At 59.5% G+C, this 17,051-nt stretch carries 18 protein-coding genes and 1 pseudogene; 13 read left to right on the forward strand and 6 right to left on the reverse strand.

Translation table 11 applies throughout. The features are described 5' to 3' along the window. Positions 1 to 31: 31 nt before the first annotated feature. Complete coding sequence (locus QRN10_RS25265; protein ID WP_375139333.1) at positions 32 to 757, forward strand: methyl-accepting chemotaxis protein; 726 nt, start codon at positions 32 to 34, stop codon at positions 755 to 757. Positions 758 to 825: 68 nt separating this feature from the next. Here the strand turns inward: QRN10_RS25265 and QRN10_RS08935 are convergent, their stop codons facing one another. After that, complete coding sequence (locus QRN10_RS08935) at positions 826 to 1,185, reverse strand: winged helix-turn-helix transcriptional regulator (protein ID WP_285428222.1); 360 nt, start codon at positions 1,183 to 1,185, stop codon at positions 826 to 828. 98 nt (positions 1,186 to 1,283) lie between these two features. On the opposite strand from QRN10_RS08935, the gene QRN10_RS08940 reads away from it, so the two are divergent. Then, a complete protein-coding gene (locus QRN10_RS08940) occupies positions 1,284 to 2,033 on the forward strand; it encodes an SDR family NAD(P)-dependent oxidoreductase (protein ID WP_285428223.1) in 750 nt (249 codons plus the stop codon). Between the two features lie 130 nt (positions 2,034 to 2,163). On the opposite strand, the gene QRN10_RS08945 is transcribed toward QRN10_RS08940, so the two are convergent. Both QRN10_RS08945 and QRN10_RS08950 read right to left on the reverse strand, forming a co-directional pair. Next, positions 2,164 to 2,526: a response regulator gene (locus QRN10_RS08945; RefSeq protein WP_253507654.1), complete on the reverse strand. Its 363-nt coding sequence runs from the start codon at positions 2,524 to 2,526 to the stop codon at positions 2,164 to 2,166. Next, a complete protein-coding gene (locus QRN10_RS08950; RefSeq protein ID WP_285428224.1) occupies positions 2,523 to 4,706 on the reverse strand; it encodes a PAS domain-containing sensor histidine kinase in 2,184 nt (727 codons plus the stop codon). Before QRN10_RS08950 ends, QRN10_RS08945 begins: the two co-directional genes overlap by 4 nt. Before the next feature lie 365 nt (positions 4,707 to 5,071). Here QRN10_RS08950 and QRN10_RS08955 point away from each other — a divergent pair, with 365 nt between their 5' ends. Beyond that, positions 5,072 to 5,905: an SRPBCC family protein gene (locus QRN10_RS08955; RefSeq protein WP_285428225.1), complete on the forward strand. Its 834-nt coding sequence runs from the start codon at positions 5,072 to 5,074 to the stop codon at positions 5,903 to 5,905. Then, positions 5,905 to 7,074: a zinc-dependent alcohol dehydrogenase gene (locus QRN10_RS08960; RefSeq protein WP_181079448.1), complete on the forward strand. Its 1,170-nt coding sequence runs from the start codon at positions 5,905 to 5,907 to the stop codon at positions 7,072 to 7,074. The genes QRN10_RS08955 and QRN10_RS08960 overlap by 1 nt, the downstream gene beginning before the upstream one ends. Before the next feature lie 54 nt (positions 7,075 to 7,128). On the opposite strand, the gene QRN10_RS08965 is transcribed toward QRN10_RS08960, so the two are convergent. Continuing rightward, a complete protein-coding gene (locus QRN10_RS08965; protein ID WP_266249371.1) occupies positions 7,129 to 7,443 on the reverse strand; it encodes a hypothetical protein in 315 nt (104 codons plus the stop codon). A 313-nt stretch (positions 7,444 to 7,756) separates the two neighbouring features. On the opposite strand from QRN10_RS08965, the gene cyoA reads away from it, so the two are divergent. From cyoA to QRN10_RS09000, 7 genes and pseudogenes are all read left to right on the forward strand, one after another. Beyond that, positions 7,757 to 8,686, forward strand: coding sequence for a ubiquinol oxidase subunit II (gene cyoA, locus QRN10_RS08970; protein WP_253507641.1), 930 nt, complete (start codon positions 7,757 to 7,759; stop codon positions 8,684 to 8,686). Between the two features lie 2 nt (positions 8,687 to 8,688). Next, positions 8,689 to 10,662, forward strand: coding sequence for a cytochrome o ubiquinol oxidase subunit I (gene cyoB / locus QRN10_RS08975; protein WP_181079450.1), 1,974 nt, complete (start codon positions 8,689 to 8,691; stop codon positions 10,660 to 10,662). Between the two features lie 2 nt (positions 10,663 to 10,664). Then, complete coding sequence (cyoC, locus tag QRN10_RS08980) at positions 10,665 to 11,279, forward strand: cytochrome o ubiquinol oxidase subunit III (RefSeq protein WP_181079451.1); 615 nt, start codon at positions 10,665 to 10,667, stop codon at positions 11,277 to 11,279. Position 11,280: 1 nt separating this feature from the next. Further along, positions 11,281 to 11,619: a cytochrome o ubiquinol oxidase subunit IV gene (cyoD, locus tag QRN10_RS08985; protein WP_094065694.1), complete on the forward strand. Its 339-nt coding sequence runs from the start codon at positions 11,281 to 11,283 to the stop codon at positions 11,617 to 11,619. A 229-nt stretch (positions 11,620 to 11,848) separates the two neighbouring features. Continuing rightward, positions 11,849 to 12,019, forward strand: a pseudogene (locus QRN10_RS08990) (con-10 family general stress protein); the annotation flags it as partial. A gap of 58 nt (positions 12,020 to 12,077) precedes the next feature. Beyond that, a complete protein-coding gene (locus QRN10_RS08995; protein ID WP_285428226.1) occupies positions 12,078 to 12,338 on the forward strand; it encodes a hypothetical protein in 261 nt (86 codons plus the stop codon). Between the two features lie 84 nt (positions 12,339 to 12,422). Further along, positions 12,423 to 12,974 carry an ATP-dependent Clp protease proteolytic subunit gene (locus tag QRN10_RS09000; RefSeq protein WP_253507634.1) on the forward strand — a complete coding sequence of 184 codons (552 nt, stop codon included), beginning with the start codon at positions 12,423 to 12,425 and terminating at the stop codon, positions 12,972 to 12,974. Positions 12,975 to 12,992: 18 nt separating this feature from the next. Here QRN10_RS09000 and QRN10_RS09005 read toward each other — a convergent pair whose 3' ends face one another. Further along, positions 12,993 to 13,418 carry a cupin domain-containing protein gene (locus QRN10_RS09005; RefSeq protein ID WP_181079454.1) on the reverse strand — a complete coding sequence of 142 codons (426 nt, stop codon included), beginning with the start codon at positions 13,416 to 13,418 and terminating at the stop codon, positions 12,993 to 12,995. Positions 13,419 to 13,684: 266 nt separating this feature from the next. On the opposite strand from QRN10_RS09005, the gene QRN10_RS09010 reads away from it, so the two are divergent. Together QRN10_RS09010 and QRN10_RS09015 are read left to right on the forward strand one after the other, a co-directional pair. Further along, complete coding sequence (locus tag QRN10_RS09010; protein WP_350310264.1) at positions 13,685 to 14,590, forward strand: membrane dipeptidase; 906 nt, start codon at positions 13,685 to 13,687, stop codon at positions 14,588 to 14,590. Between the two features lie 154 nt (positions 14,591 to 14,744). Then, positions 14,745 to 15,614 (forward strand): oxaloacetate decarboxylase, encoded by an 870-nt coding sequence (locus QRN10_RS09015; RefSeq protein WP_285428228.1) that lies wholly within the window; start codon positions 14,745 to 14,747, stop codon positions 15,612 to 15,614. 60 nt (positions 15,615 to 15,674) lie between these two features. Here the strand turns inward: QRN10_RS09015 and QRN10_RS09020 are convergent, their stop codons facing one another. Next, positions 15,675 to 17,030 carry a methyl-accepting chemotaxis protein gene (locus QRN10_RS09020; RefSeq protein ID WP_181079457.1) on the reverse strand — a complete coding sequence of 452 codons (1,356 nt, stop codon included), beginning with the start codon at positions 17,028 to 17,030 and terminating at the stop codon, positions 15,675 to 15,677. Positions 17,031 to 17,051: the final 21 nt, after the last annotated feature.

Below are 17,051 nucleotides of genomic sequence, written 5' to 3' on the forward strand. Positions count from 1 at the left end.
CAGCCAGCAGCAAAGTCTAGCCGCCAGCACCATGGCCGCCGCCGCCAGCGAAATGACCGCCAGTATCGAAGAAATCACCCGCCACGCCGGGCACGCACTGGACATGGCCAACCAGGCCGAGGCCCTGGCCAAGGACGGTGGGCGAGTCATACATCAAGTCGTCAGTGACATGGACGGGATCGCCCGTTCCGCCCAGCAATCGGCCCAGGTAATCCGCACCCTCGACAAAGACTCCGAGGCGATCTACAGCATCATCCAGGTGATCAAAGGCATCGCCGATCAGACCAACCTGCTGGCGCTCAACGCTGCGATCGAAGCGGCGCGGGCCGGGGAGCAAGGGCGCGGTTTTGCAGTGGTGGCCGATGAAGTGCGCAGCCTGGCGGGGCGTACCAGTGCGTCGACCCAGGAAATCGCCAGCATGGTCGGGCGCATCCAGCAAAGCACGCGGGAAGCGGTTACCAGCATGGAGGAGGGCGTCGCTCAAGTGGATAAAGGCATGGCCGTCACCGCCGATGTGGAGCGCGCCATTCGCGAGATACTGCAGGCGACTCTCAACACGACGGAATTGGTGCACGACATTTCGCGCACCATCAGTGAGCAGAGCCTGGCCAGCAATGAAATCTCTCACCAGGTGGAGATGATTGCCGGCATGTCGGAGAACAACAGTCGAGTGATCGGCCAGACCGCGTCGACGACGGACGAGCTGTCGAACCTGGCGGGCAAACTGTCGCAGTCGGTGGACCGGTTTCAGCTATAGGAACGTAACCTATTGATATAACTCAACTAAATAGTCATTTAGTTGAGTTGGCTATCGATGTCTTGCGCTCAAGAATGGGCGAGGGCGGTGGCGCGGCGCCGACTGATACGTTCCACCGTCTGCATGTGTTCGGTGCCCCAGACACACAAGGTGCCCAGCGCGTTTGCGAGGGATTCGCCGAACGGCGTCAGGGAATATTCGACCTTGGGCGGTATTTCCTGAAAGTCGATCCGCACGATGATCTCGTCGCGTTCCAACTCCTTGAGCTGCTGAATCAGCACTTTGTCAGTCACGCCACCGATGGCGCGGCGCAATTCGCCGTAGCGATGGACATTTTTCGCCAGGTTGTAGAGCACCAGCGGTTTCCATTTGCCGCCGATCACGGCGAGCGCAGCCTCAAGGCCGCAGTTGAACGACGTATTAGCCATGATTCGGGCACTCCATAGGGTACTTACCAAAAGGTGCATACTATTCAAAATAATAGTCCGGATCTACAGTTGTGTTTCCACACATCTGGGAGTTCACCATGAGCAGGCTTAACGGCAAGATTGCGGTAATCACCGGCGGCAACAGCGGCATCGGCCTGGCAAGTGCGATTCGTTTTGCAGAGGAAGGCGCGCGGGTAGTCATCGTTGGACGCAGGCAGGAAGAGCTGGACAAGGCGCTGGGCCTGATCGGCCCGAACGCTATCGCCATCCAGGGTGATATTTCGAAACTGGATGACCTGGAACGCATCTTCACGCAGATCAAGGCCACCAAGGGTCGGATTGATGTGTTGTTCGCCAATGCGGGCCTGGGCGATTTCGAGCCTATTGGTTCGATTACGGAAGCATCGTTCGACCGCACATTCGGCATCAACGTCAAAGGCACGCTGTTCACGGTGCAGAACGCGCTGCCACTGATGAGCGCCGGCGGCTCGGTGATCTTGACCGGTTCGACGACGGGCACCATGGGCACACAGGCATTCAGCGTCTACAGCGCAACCAAGGCCGCGCTGCGCAATTTCGCCCGGAGCTGGGCGCTGGACCTCAAAGGCACCGGCATTCGCGTCAATGTCATTTCACCCGGACCGATCTCGACACCCGGCCTGGACCTGGCATTGAGCGGCACCGGCCAGAAGGACGCGATCATCGACGACATGACCGGGCAGATTCCGCTGGGCCGCATTGGCCAGGCTGAAGAAGTTGCGGCGGCGGCATTATTCCTGGCGTCGGACGAGAGCAGTTTCATGACCGGCAGCGAGATGTTCGTGGATGGAGGATTTGCTCAGGTTTGACACTGCAAGGGTTTTGCCCGTTGAAATGTGACGGGCACTGCCTCTAATTATGTAACATCGTATTACGCATAATGTATATTATGTTAAATCATGTATCACGCTACAGAGGCTCATCAAACAAACCTGCCCCCTAACGCTTCAACGCCACCGCCATTTGCAACTGCAGGTCTTTCTGCGCAAACGGTTTATGCAACACCGGGCAATCGGCAAACTCCCCCGGCACGCCGCTGGCGCCGTATCCGGTACTGAACAGGAACGGAATGTGTCGCTCACGCAGGACCTGGGCCACCGGAAAAACCCGTTCTCCAGCCAGGTTCACATCGAGAATCGCCAGGTCGACCTCCAGTACCTTTGCAATCTGCAGCGCTTTCGCGAGCTGGGCCACGGAGTCAACCACCGTGCAGCCCAAGTCTTCGAGCATCTCTTCGATCAACATGGCAATGGCACTCTCGTCTTCGACCAGCAGCACGCTGATTCCGGAAAACACGGTCATGGTTTAGCCTCGGCAACCCTAAAGGAAAAGCGGCAGCGCACGCCCTCAGGGGCGAAGTCGAGTTCAAAAAAACCACCTAAATCGCGCTCGATGCAGCGCTTCATCAGGCGAGAGCCCAGGCCTTCGCGTTCCGGCGTGGCGACTGAAGGGCCGTTCTGTTCGCGCCAGTCCACGGTCAGCAGCGCACCACTCGGTTGCGCTTGAATGCTCCAGCGCACTGACAGTGTTCCCGTCTCGGTGGACATTGCGCCGTATTTAAGCGCGTTGATCGCCAGTTCGTTGAGGGTCATGGTTAAGTTCAGGGCGACACGGGTATCAACGTGGATGGCATCGCCGGCGATCAGGATGCGTTCGGGCTCCTGGCCCAATACTGGCATTAGTACGTCATGGGCCAGCGCGCTGAGCGGAGTCAGGCCCCAATGCTGCTTCGTCAGCAGGTCGTGGGCCCGCGACAATGCCAGCAGCCGGGCTTCGAACCGCGTGTACCCTTCCCTGGCATCCTGCGCATTGCGTGCAGTCTGGGCCGCCAGGGACTGGACCGTGGCCAGGGTGTTCTTGACCCGGTGATTGAGCTCATCAATCAGGGTTTTCTGGCGCTCTTGCGCCTGTTTCCGTTCGCTGATATCCACCAGCATATTGATAGCGCCGATCAGGTTTCCGTCCGCATCGTGCAGAGGGGTTGGATAAGGCGCAAACGGCACGCGGCTGCCATCCGGCCGCTCCGCAATGGCCTCCACGCCGCGTATGGGCCGGTTTTCCTTGAGTGCCACGGCCATCGGGCATTGGTCGTGAGGCAGATAGGTGCCGTCGGTATTGAATAATTTCCAGGTGACGCACCAAAGGTCGCCCAGTTGCGGCGTGCGCCCCGACAACTCGACGGCCGCGCGGTTATAGAAGGTAATGCGCCCTTCGGCGTCGGTGGTATAGACAGCCGCCGGCAACGCCTCCAGCAGATTGCGCATGTGCCGCTCGCTGTCACGTATCCGATTCTCCATCTCGCGGGTGAGCGTGACGTCCTGGACAACCCGCACGCCATAGCGGAACCTGCCATCCGGTGCTCTTACCGACGAGCTGTAGACATCCAGATAAAGCGGCTGGCCATCGAGCTTAACGGCCCGCTTGCGCAACACATAGTGGTCCAGTTCCCCCGCCACCTGGCGTGCATATAAAGCCGCGTCCTGCTCCACACTGTTAGGGTGGGTATAGTCCAGAAAGGTCATCGCCAGCAGTTGCTCGCGAGTTCGACCGAGCATGTTGCACAACGCGTCGTTGACCCGCAGCAGGCGGCCGCCCTCTCCCGCTTCGGCAATGCCGATGGTGGCCGCCTCGTAAGTCGCCGCCAACCGGTCATCACTCTCCTGACGCTCGGTTTCGGCGTGATACACACGGGTAACGTCAATGGTGAAGCAACGGGTATTGAAGAATTTCCCCTCCTCAAATCGCCCGTTGGAGGTAATCGCGACATGTTTGATGCTGCCGTCCTTGGCCCTCAGACGCGCCGGGTAACTGTTCAGGCAATCGCCGCTGCCAAGCTTGTTGAGGATGTCACCGATGACGGGCTCATCCACATGGAATTCGGTGATGTGGCGACCGATGTATTCCTCCGCTGAGTAGCCCAGCAGCGCCAACTCCGCTTTGTTGGCGCGCAGGATAACGCCCTCGCCGCTGACAATATGAAGGCCAACGGCACTGTTTTCGAAAAAGTCTTCAAGGTCGGCGCTTTTGCGCCGCAGTTCTTCGGCTAATGCGTGGTGCGCCGACACGTCCTGAAAGCAATTGATTGCGCCCTGGATATGGCCATGCCCGTCTCGCAGCGTGCGAATGCTCATGAGTGCTACGAATCGCGAACCGTCCGGGCGCTCAATCAAGACTTCCTGATTGCGCGCACACAAGCCCGCGCTGAGCGTTGAAGCCATCGGGCACTCGTCAACCGCCAACGGCATGCCGCTGGTGGTGTAAAGCCGATACGAGCCGCAGAAGCGGTCTCCCTGTTCACCCAGAACAGGCGTTCTCCCCCACAAAGTGGCCGCCTCGCTGTTGAACCTGACGAGCCAACCATCGCGGTCACAGAGGTAAATAGCCCCCGGAATGGCATCGAGCGAGCGTGTCCCCATCGCGAGGAGGCTGTCGTACTCGCTGGGTTCGCAAGTGTCTGCGGGGAACTCGTCGACCTTCAACATGCTTGATCCTCAATGCACCTGTATTGAAACGCTTCGGGTGTCACCGCCATTGGCGCTCCACGGAGTGTATGTCCTGGAACGGCATGCCTTGGATTAATTTCATTTTTCTGAGGCTAACAGACACTGGATCGCTATGGGTTGCGTTAGTTAAGTAAAGCTTAGTGGCGCGAGCTGTATCGCACGCATCCTTTCAAGCTTGAGGATTACGGGTCAGCATGGCGGTAAATACTAATAGTGCGCATGATTGCGCGCTTCCCTGCGCCTCTGCCCCGCCCGGTACCTTTCATCCAGCCGCAACTCAATACAGTTGAACCTCGAACGGCCTGCATTTTTCTATCGAAAACACACCGATGGAGGACCGCATCATGGCAGACGATCCGCTCATAGCGACTCACACACACCGGGACATCGACCAACGCGGTGCGATGAACACGGTCGAACGCGCGCTCTCGTTCACGACCGGCGCCGCGCTACTGTTTCATGGCTGGCGCACGGGAGGCTTGCCCGGCGTTCTGGAGGCCGCGGCGGGTGCCTATGGCGTCTATCGCGGCGCCGTCGGTCATTGCGCGCTCAAGCAGGCGTTGACGCCAACTCCCCTGGAGCAGCAATGGAGCGCCGAACATCACTGGCCGATCAGCGCGGCGATTACGCGCAGCATTACCATCAATCGACCGCTGGATGACATTCGCACGTTTATCAGCGGCCCCGAAAATCTCGGACCGCTGCTGCGTTGGATCGACAGCGTCGAGTTGATAGCCCCCGGCACCACGCGCTGGACGATCCGCGCGCCTGGCGGTCGACGCCTGCACTGGACACTGGTCCAGACCGAAACCGCCCAGACCGATAAGCTGCACTGGAAGACTTCCGGAACCGCCCTTTGGGAGCACGACGTCACAGTTTCGCTGACACCTGCGCCCGCGGGCCGAGGCACTCAAGTCAAGGCTATCGTCGTTTGCAAGCCGACCATGGGGCGCGTGGGCTATGGCCTGGCGCGCGCATTCAGCATGTTCAGCGACAAGGCATTGCTCAATGCCCTGCAGGCGCTAAAGCAGCAGCTGGAAACCGGCGAGGTCAGTACTAACCGGCTGCGCCCCCAGGACGACGATGTTTTCTTTTATGTGCACGGCAGCACCGAGCAGGTGGCCACCGATCACGCGACGGTGAAAACCGGCGTGGCAATCGAAGGAGGGATTCACTGATGCGCGCACTGACCTGGCAAGGCCCGAACAAACTGCAGGTCGACAACGTCCCCGATCCGTCGATCCTCAACCCGCGCGATGCGATCATTCGCGTCACCCTGTCGTCCGTGTGCGGCTCCGACCTGCACCTGCTCGGCGGCTACGTTCCGGCGATGAAACCGGGCGATATCATCGGTCATGAATTCATGGGCGAAATCGTCGAGGTGGGCCCGGGCGTCACTGGCCTGCGCAAGGGTGACAAGGTCATCACCATCTCCATCATCGGCTGCGGCAACTGCGAGCCGTGCCAGCGCAGCGATTTCTCCTGCTGCGACAACTCCAACCCCAACCCCTCGGCCACCGACCTGATGTACGGCCAGCCGTGCTGCGGCATCATCGGTTACAGCCATGCCTTCGGCGGTTATCCCGGCAGCCATGCCACTTACATCCGGGTGCCGTTCGCCGACGTCAACCTGTTCAAGGTGCCCGAGGGCGTCAGCGACGAACAGGCCGTATTCGTTTCCGACGCTGCGCCGACCGGGTATTTCGCCGCCGACAATGCCGGCATCCAGCCAGGCGATACCGTCGCCGTCTGGGGCTGTGGCGGCGTCGGCCAGATGGCCATCTGCAGCGCCTATCTGTTGGGCGCTGAACGGGTGATCGCCATCGACCGTTTCCCGGATCGCCTGCGTTTGGCCCAGGAGCACGGCAAGGCCGTCACGATCAATTACGAAAAGACCAACGTGCATGAAGCACTGCTGGAACTCACCGGCGGGCGCGGTCCGGATCGTTGCATCGATTGCGTTGGCATGGAGGCGCACGGTACCGAGATCGACTACGCATATGACAAGGCCAAGCAGATGCTCAGGCTGCACACCGAGCGAGGCACGGTGCTCAGACAAGCGATTCGCGCCTGCCGCAAAGGCGGCACGGTGTCGGTGGTGGGTGTCTACGGCGGCTTGCTCGACAAATTCCCGATGGGCGCCATCGTCAACAAGGCGCTGACGTTGAAATCGGGCCAGCAGCCGGGCCAGCGCTACGCGCCAACCCTGTTCGAACACATACAGAAAGGCGAGCTGGATCCGTCCTATCTGCTTACGCACCCCATGAGCCTGGAAGACGGCGCGCAAGGCTATCAATGGTTCAAGGAAAAGACCGATCAGTGCCTGCGTGCAGTGTTCAAGCCTTGACGCGTAACGGCCGGGGCGCAGGCGACCGCCGCCTGCGCCCGGTTATGCGCAGCCCTACTCGTCGGCATGAACGTGGGCATCGGCACACGGCAACCGACCTGACTCGCCGCCGGCAATGCGTTCGGCCTGGTCGATACCGCGCTTGAGTGCATCGTCAATCGCCCATTCGCTGCCGGGCAGCCGTTTTATCCGCTCCTGCACCGCTTCGCCGGTGGCCGTGTAGACACTGATAAACACCTCGATATCCCCCGTCTGCGCTTCCCGCGCGCGAACGTCGATGTGACAGCCGTTTTCTACTTCCTGACTGAAGCACGTCTCGGCCCGGTCCTGGGCCGCCCAGGTTTTATAAGTCTCGCCACGAATAAACATGTCGTTCTCCCGTACTGAATGCCCACCCGAAGCCCCGAATATCGGCTGGAGGGCCCGGTATTTATTGAGGGCCACTTGAGCATAGCCCGGCCCAGGCGCCCCGCCGTTTCGCTCGTTCAACCGTTCGTCAGCTTGCGTAACATTTTGTTAAACCAACGTTGGAGCCCTTATTCAAAAAAATCGAGGCCGACGCTAATGGCCTCTCTTGCTTCGCCGACCGCTGGCGGCGACGGCATTTTGCTCGCGTGGTTTTCAACTTGGCACGCCGTAGTGCTCGCATCACACAAGGATCGGCGTCAGTAAAGGAGCATGTATGAAGCGAACTATTGGGTATTGCCTGGTGTATCTCGCGACCAGTTTTTTACTTGCGGGCTGCAACCTGATCATCTTCAACCCCAAGGGCGCCGTTGCGCGGGATGAGCGGGACCTCATCATCCTGGCCACCGGCCTCATGCTGCTGGTCGTGGTGCCGGTCATCGTCATGACCTTCGTGTTCGCCTATCGCTATCGCGCCACCAACAAGAAGGCGCGTTACTCGCCGCGCTGGGCCAGTTCTCACAAGATCGAGGCGGTAGTCTGGGGCGTGCCGTTCGTCATTATCTGTCTGCTGGGCTGGGTCACCTGGGTCACCACCCACACACTCGACCCGTATCGCCCGCTCGATTCGGATGTGCCGCACATGAACGTGCAAGTGGTGGCCACCGATTGGAAATGGCTGTTCATCTACCCCGACCTCGGTATCGCGTCGGTCAATGAACTGGCGATGCCGGTGAATACCCCCGTGAGCTTCACGGTCACCTCCGACGCGGCCATGACCTCGTTCTTTATCCCCGCGCTGGGCGGCCAGATCTACGCCATGGCGGGGATGCAGACTAAATTGCACCTGATTGCCAACGAGGTCGGGGAGTTCCGTGGTATCGCCGCCAACTATAACGGCGAAGGGTTCTCCGACATGCACTTCTCGACGCTGTCGCTCAACCCGTCCGATTTCGAGCAGTGGGTGGCGAAGGTGAGGAAAGCCCCGCAACGGCTGGACCAGGCCAGCTACGCGGCATTGGCCAAGCCCTCGACCCGACATCCGGTCAGTTATTACTCGCAGGTACAGGAGCGCATGTTCCTGGACATCGTCGACAAATATGAAGGCATGAACAAAGCCAACAGGACCCCGCGCAGTCAGGCGCAACGGGACGGCACTGGCGTGCGTACCGATCACCAACCCGGTTTGGCGGCTGAGGAGCGTTAACAATGTTTGGAAAACTGTCATGGGACGCCATTCCCACCACCGAACCCATCGTCATGTACACCCTGGCCGTCGTCGGCCTGATCGGCCTGGCACTGGTCGGCTCGATCACCTGGAAGCGCAAGTGGGGCTACCTGTGGCGCGAATGGTTCACCTCGGTGGATCACAAGAAGATCGGCTGCATGTACATCATCGTGGCCCTGGTGATGCTGCTGCGCGGTTTCTCCGATGCCATCATGATGCGCACCCAGCAGGCCATGGCCGCGAGCGGCGGCCCCGGCTACCTGCCGCCGGACCACTATGACCAGATCTTCACCGCGCACGGCGTGATCATGATTTTCTTCATGGCAATGCCGTTCGTGGTCGGCCTGATGAACATCGTCGTGCCGCTGCAGATCGGCGCGCGCGATGTGGCGTACCCGTTTCTCAATGCGCTGAGCTTCTGGCTGTTCGTGGTTGGCGCGGCGCTGGTCAACATTTCGCTGGGCGTGGGCGAATTCGCCCGCACCGGCTGGGTCGCCTACCCACCCTTGTCCGGGCTCGCCTACAGCCCCGGGGTCGGCGTCGATTACTACATATGGTCACTGCAGATATCGGGGATCGGCACGCTGCTGACCGGGCTGAACTTCTTCGTGACCATCCTCAAAATGCGCACCGAAGGCATGAGCCTGTTCAAGATGCCGGTATTCACCTGGACCGCGCTGTGTACCTCGATCCTGATCCTGGCCGCCTTCCCGATCCTCACCGCGACCCTGTTCATGCTCTCCCTGGACCGCTACCTCGACATGCACTTTTTCACCAACGAGGCCGGCGGCAACCCGATGATGTACGTGAACCTGATCTGGGCGTGGGGCCACCCGGAGGTGTACATCCTCATCCTGCCTGCGTTCGGGATTTTCTCGGAAATCGCCGCCACCTTCAGCAGCAAGCGGCTGTTCGGCTATGCCTCGCTGGTGTGGGCGACGATTGCGATCACGATCCTGTCATTCATCGTCTGGCTGCACCATTTCTTCACCATGGGCGCGGGAGCGAACGTCAATGCGTTCTTCGGCATCATGACGATGATCATCGCCGTGCCGACCGGGGTAAAGATTTTCACCTGGCTGTTCACTATGTATCGCGGGCGCGTGCGCTTCGAAACGCCGATGCTGTGGACGCTCGGGTTCATCGTCACGTTCAGCATCGGCGGGATGACCGGTGTATTGCTGGCGGTGCCCGGTGCCGACTTCCTGCTGCATAACAGCCTGTTCCTGATCGCGCACTTCCATAACGTGATCATCGGCGGCGCGGTGTTCGGCTACATGGCCGGCCTGACGTACTGGTTCCCCAAGGCCTTTGGCTTCAGGCTCAACGACAGGCTCGGACGCATCGCCTTCTGGTGCTGGCTGACCGGTTTCTACTTCGCGTTCATGCCGTCCTATGTGCTGGGTTTCATGGGCATGACGCGCCGGCTCAACCACTTCAACAACCCCGAATGGCGCCCCTGGCTGATGCTGGAATTGGTCGGCGTGGGCATCATCCTCTGCGGCGTGGCGGCGCAGGCACTGCAACTGTATGTGAGCATTCGCAACCGCCACGCCTACCGCGACCTCTCCGGCGACCCCTGGGACGCCCGCACGCTGGAATGGGCCACTGCCTCCCCTCCTCCGTTCTATAACTTTGCCGAACAGCCCAAGGTCGACGACCTGGATGCGTACTGGGGCATGAAAGAACGCGCCGTGAGCACGCTCAAACACACCGACTACCGCAGCATCCACATGCCGCGCAACACCTCGTCGGGCCTGGTGATCAGCGTATTTGCCCTGATCTGCAGCTTCGCCCTGGTGTGGCATATCTGGTGGATGGCGATCGTCGGGCTGGTTGCGTCGATCGTCGCGGTGATTGTGCGCAGCTATGACGATGACATCGATTATTTCGTGCCGGCCGAAGAAGTGGCGCGTATCGAGAAAGCGCGTCTCAAAGACTTGGCGGAGGCTTGATCATGTCCAACATCGTGATCGAAAAAGACATTGCTCATAACCATGAGCAAGGGCACGAGGACGCCGGCTCGCTGAGTGTCTTCGGCTTCTGGATCTACCTGATGACCGACTGCATCCTGTTTGCGACGCTGTTCGCGGGCTACGCGGTACTGCGCGACAGCGTCGCGGGCGGCCCTTCCACGGTGGATATTTTTGAACTGCCCTATGTGCTCGCTGAAACGGCCTTGCTGCTGGTAAGCAGCATCACCTATGGCTACGCCATGCTGGCCATGAACCGCAACGACCCCGCGCACGTGCTGCGATGGCTGGCGGTGACCTTCGTGCTGGGCTGCGGGTTCATCGGTATGGAGATCAACGAGTTCCATCACCTGATCGCACAAGGCTATGGGCCGAATCGCAGCGGGTTCCTGACGGCGTTCTTTACGCTGGTCGGCACTCACGGTGCGCACGTCCTGACCGGTCTGGTCTGGATGGCCGTACTGATGGCCCAGGTCTGGCAGCGCGGGCTGACCAGCACCAACACCACACGCCTGAGTTGCCTGAGCCTGTTCTGGCACTTCCTCGATGTGGTGTGGATCTGCGTATTTACCGTCGTTTATCTGCTGGGAGTGGTGTGACATGTACAAACAAAGTCAGATTCACAGCAGCGCCGGCACCAGCCATGGCAGTAGCCGGTCGTACATGATCGGGTTCATCGTCTCGGTGGTCCTGACCGTCATTCCCTTCGCTCTGGTGATGTACCCGTCACTGCCCCGCCACGTAACCGCATGGGCGGTAGTCGCGCTGGGCGTGGTACAGGTCTTTGCCCATCTCAAGTATTTCCTGCACCTGGATACAGCTCAGGAACAGCGCTGGAACCTTATTGCGCTGATCTTTTCGGTGATCATCATTGTTCTGCTGGTGGGGCTTTCGCTATGGATCATGAACAGCATTCACCACAACATGCTGGCGCACTGAAGCAGTGGATAACATCTATTAAATGGCCATCATCCGGCCAGGAAAGTTATACGAAGCGGCTTAACAATTCGATATTTGTACAAGTTTTATCGAGCCATTAACCACTCATCGGGACACTTTGAAATTTTTAGAGCATTTGGCGCTTCGAGGTTATCGGAATATATGTCCGTTACAGCAATGGGCAATTAAACCGAAAGTTATTTGATACAGGAGAGCTATCATGACTACAGGTAATAAAAACCCAGGCAACTTCGCCAACGATCGCGAGAAGGCTGCCGAAGCCGGCAAAAAAGGCGGCCAGAACTCGGGCGGTAACTTCGCCAATGATCGTGAGAAAGCGTCCGAAGCCGGCCGCAAAGGCGGTCAGAGCAGCCACGGCGGTGGCCGCCAGTCTTCGTGACACAGCGCTGGGGGGCAGCCTGGCTGCCCCCTTTCATTCTCCCCACCGAGGAACCGTCATGAACGCGGCTACCGATTCGCGGCAAGACGAGCTGCAGCGCCTCAAACCTGCCGAGGCGCAACCGGAAACATTAATCAACCCGCATTTGCATCCGGCGGTGCCCACTGCGGCCCAGCCGAACGTTGAACGACAACAAACCGATCCCGCCAAACGTGAAGAATCGGTGCGCGGTTGTTATGAGCGTCTGCAAACTCCAGCCCAGGCTGAAACGAATATAAGAGAATCCAGAATGCTGCCGGTGTGTGAACGCAGTTCTTGAGCGTTACTGTTGTTGCGCGCCAACTGAACGCTGATTGTTTATATTGCCGAGTCTTATCACTAGCAATTAAAAAGGTGGCAAGGTATGACTACGCATGTTATTAACTTCACCGGCCCGATCAACGCCTCCACCTGCGGCCAACTGATTGAAAAAGCCTCTTTAGCCGTGCAGAAAGATGCGAGCTGTCTCTTGGTAAATATCGCCACCATGGGTGGAGAATGCAGTTACGGCTTCACCATGTATAACTTCCTGATATCTCTGCCTATAGCAGTGCATACCCATAACATGGGTACTGTCGAATCCATGGGCAATATCGTCTTCCTCGCCGGGCAGCGCCGGACCGCCTGCGTCCATAGCAAGTTTCTCTTCCACCCTTTCCACTGGCACCTGCAAGGTGCGGTCGATCATTCGCGCATGTCGGAATATGCGATGAGTCTGGACTATGACCTGCAGCTGTACGCGAAAATCGTTGCCGAGCGAACCGCCAATGCCAAGGAGCAGATGGAAACGGAAAAATACCTGATTGCCGCGCCTCGCATTCTCAATCCTCAGGAGGCAATAGCCACGGGCCTTATCGAGACCATTGAGTTGCCTCGGATAAAGCCCGACTACGTCACCTGTTGCATTTACTCCTGACAGCCAGGCCGGACCGAATCACTTCTTGAGAATCAACAGCGGCTCGCCCTTCTTGACGACATAGGTTGCCAGCTCCGAGCCGCGTTCCCGACCGACGTTCCTGGCGATATGTGCCACACCGGCAGGAATGAACAGCGAATCGCCCGCCATAAGCGTGACCGGCTGCTGGCCTTCGAGACGGTATTCGAATGTGCCGCTGATCACATAGGCGATTTCCACACCGGGATGCGCATGCCTGGGTGAGGTCACACCCGGTTCGAAATCGACGCGCGCCTGGATCACCTCACGCTGGTCGGCCCCCAGGTCCTGGTGTACCAGGTCTGTGCGGCTCAGCCCTTGCTGCCAGCTCTGAGCCGGGGTTGTAGAGTGCGCATCGGCGGCATGAGCCAAGCCGCTCAGCGAAACGATCAATGCAGCGGCGGTCATCAACAGTGGGTGGCGCATGGTGTTGCCCTCTTGAGCAATGATGGGGTGGTCATTACTGTGGGCGCGGCGGGTATCGGGAATGTGTCACGCAGCGGGTGTTTGTCAGCGCTTTTGTATCCATCGGTGGGCTGGATACATGTTCATACAAAGGCGGTTGTACACTGCCTGCAAACCGACACTGGGGTGACCGCATGAATCTTCCTGCAAGCGCATCAGAATCCCCTGCCCCATCGGCGATCAGATGGGAGGCGCATGCGTGTCTTCCGCTTCTGGCAAACCAGGACATGTCGGCGTTGCTGCGCTATCGGCAAGCGGGGTTTCACCATGTCTCGGTAAACGTGGGCATGGACATGACGCCACTGGACACCGTGATGCGGGTAATTGCCGGGTTCAGGAGCTGGGTGTCGCGGCATGGCGACGTATTGGTGCTCGCACACACGCTTGCCGACATCCGCAGCGCCCGCGACCAAGGCAAATTGGCCATTTCGTTCGACCTCGAAGGTTCCAGCATGCTGCTCCAGGACCCTGCGATGGTCGAGTTGTTCGCCGCGCTGGGGGTCCGGCAGATTCTGCTGGCTTACAACCGCGACAATGCCTGCGCCGGAGGCTGCCATGGCGCGGATATCGGGTTGTCCAGGGTGGGACGCGAGGTGGTGGCGGCGATACATAAAGCTGGTGTGGTGATGGACTGCTCACATGCCGGCAAGCGTTCCAGCCTGGAGATCATCGAGTGTTCGAATCGCCCCGTGGTCTTCTCCCACACCAACGTCAAGGCACTCTTCGACCATCCTCGCACCATTGACGATGAACAAATCCTCGCCTGCGCCGGCTCGGGTGGCGTCATCGGCCTGACGGGGCTGGGGCTGTTCCTGGGTGATCCACAGGCCTCGGCGCGCTCTTTCGTGCGCCAGATCGACTACCTGGCGGCGTTGGTGGGAACCGCGCATATCGGCCTGGGCCTGGATACCGAACTCGTCCGAGGTGCCATTGACCTGCCAGTGGGCGTCAGCGAGGAGACGTGGTGGCCAGATGCTTTTTACGGCGGGATCAGCGGTCAGGATCAATTACAGCCCGAAGCGCTGCCGGATATCGCGCGTGAGCTTGAGCGCCTTGGCTACAAGAATGCGGAAATCAACGCCATATTCGGCGAGAACTTCGTGCGCGTCGCCGAGGCCACGTGGCTGCCGTGACGCAACGCCACTCCGCTCGTGCCACTGCACTTATGTGCGGCGCGCATACCCCATTCTCAAACGTCATAATCCTCCGTTTTCCTACATGGTAATCTCACACATCTACCAATAGGCATTGATCGTATGTCGACAATGGCCCCAACCAGGAAAGATCATGCCAAAAAAGTCTCACTCAGCCCTGCGCCGTCATTTCCGTGAATTGCTGGCGACGCCCGCGTGCGTTGAAACCGCCTCCGTGTTTGATCCAATGTCGGCAAGGATCGCCGCCGACCTGGGCTTTGAGGTCGGCATTCTGGGGGGGTCGGTGGCCTCATTGCAGGTGTTGGCGGCTCCCGATTTTGCCTTGATTACGCTGAGTGAGTTCGTTGAGCAGGCCACCCGCATCGGCCGCGTCGCGCAGTTGCCTTTTATCGCCGATGCCGACCACGGCTACGGCAACGCGCTCAATGTGATGCGTACCGTCGAAGAGCTGGAACGCGCCGGCGTCGCTGCGCTGACCATCGAAGATACGTTGCTGCCGGCGCAATTCGGGCGCAAGTCCACGGACTTGATTTCGATTGACGAAGGCATCGGTAAAGTCCGCGCTGCGCTGGAAGCGCGGGTTGACCCGGAACTGTCGATCATTGCTCGCACCAATGCCGGCGTATTGCCAACCGATGCGGTGATCGAACGCACCCGCGCCTACCAGAAGGCCGGTGCCGATGGCATCTGCATGGTCGGCGTCAGCGATTTCGAGCACCTGGAAAAGATCGCGGAAAATCTCACCATTCCATTGATGCTGGTGACGTACGGCAACCCTCAGCTCAACGACGCGCAGCGTCTGGCGGACCTCGGCGTACGCGTGATAGTGGCTGGTCATGGGGCTTACTTCGCGGCGATCAAAGCCACGTACGACAGCCTGCGCGCCCAACGCCAGCTGACCCACAGCACCTCCAACCTGAGCGCCACCGAGTTGACCCACACCTACACGCTGCCTGAAAGCTACGTGGCCTGGGCCAAAGAATTCATGGACGTAAAAGAGTAATCATCGCGTGGATCGAGGGGGCAGCCGCCGCCCCCTCCTACAACATCAACCTGTCGCGGGTTATCCGACCCAGCCCACCGCTGTTTTCGGAATGACCTCGGACTCATCCAGCTTCGACGCAAACATACTCACCGCCTGCACCGCATCGCTGGTGCTGGTGCGTATCTGCAGGATCACCGAGCCTGCCTGATCCGCCAGGTTGACGCCACGCTGCGCGCCTTCCTGAGTGGCATTCATGCTGCTCACTGCGTCACGGGTTTCCGACAGGATCATGCCGATCATCTCGGCGATTTCCGCCGTGGAGCGGCTGGTGCGGCCGGCCAATTGGCGAACCTCGTCGGCCACGACCGCAAAGCCGCGGCCCTGGTCACCGGCGCGGGCCGCTTCGATGGCAGCGTTGAGTGCCAGCAGGTTGGTCTGGTCGGCTATGCCGCGGATGGTGTTGACGATGGCGGTAATCTGCTCCGACCGATCGCCCAGTTGCCCCACCAGCCGCGCGGACGCCCCGATGTTTTCAGCAATCCGGCGCATTTCCGTGGCGGTGTCGTGGATAACCTGGGTGCCGTGCTCAGCGAAACGTTCGGTTTCCGATGAGATATGGTAGGCCCGCGAGGCACCACGGGAGTCCTCTTCGAATTTCTCCACGCGTTCGGTGATGTCACTCGCAAATTTGACGATTTTGAGCAGCGTGCCATCAACGTCATACACCGGGTTGTAGCTGGCTTCCAACCACACCGGACGACCATGTTTGCCGATGCGCTTGAATTGCCCGGTGAAGAATTCGCCGTTGTTCAAGCGACGCCAGAAGTCGGCGTACTCGCTACTGTTGACCAGGCTCGGTTCGCAGAACATGCGGTGATGCTTGCCCTTGAGTTCGGCCAGCGAGTAGCCCATGACATTCAGGAAATTGGGGTTGGCATCGAGTACGTGGCCGCCCAGATCGAATTCGATCACCGCCATGGCGCGGTCCAGTGCCGACAGTTTGCTGCGGGTCGCAGCCTCCTGCTCGACTTTGCTGGTGACGTCCAAGGCGTACTTGACCACTTTGACCGGCTGACCACGCTCGTCCAGCACCGGGTTGTAGCTGGCCTCCAGCCAGACAGTCTTGCCGCTGGCATTCACCCGTTTGAAGGTGCCGGAGACGAACTTGCCGGCGCGCAGGTCCGCCCAGAACTCGCTGTAGGCCGGGCTGCTGGTCAGTGAAGGTAAACAGAAGTCGCGATGAGATTTGCTGGCCAACTGATCGGCGCTGTAGCCCATGGTTTTCAGGAAGTTATCGTTGGCCCGCAGCACCTTGCCGTTCAGGTCGAATTCGACCACCGCCATGGAGCGCTCCAACGCTGCGTTCAGCCCTTTGTATGCGGTGACTTCGGCCTTCCTGGCCGCCAGTTCTGTTTTTAATGCGTTATTGAACATGACGAACCCTCTGCCGTGCGG

Origin of the sequence: Pseudomonas sp. lyk4-R2A-8 (genome assembly GCF_030209095.1) — a bacterium.
Lineage (GTDB): Bacteria > Pseudomonadota > Gammaproteobacteria > Pseudomonadales > Pseudomonadaceae > Aquipseudomonas > Aquipseudomonas quebecensis.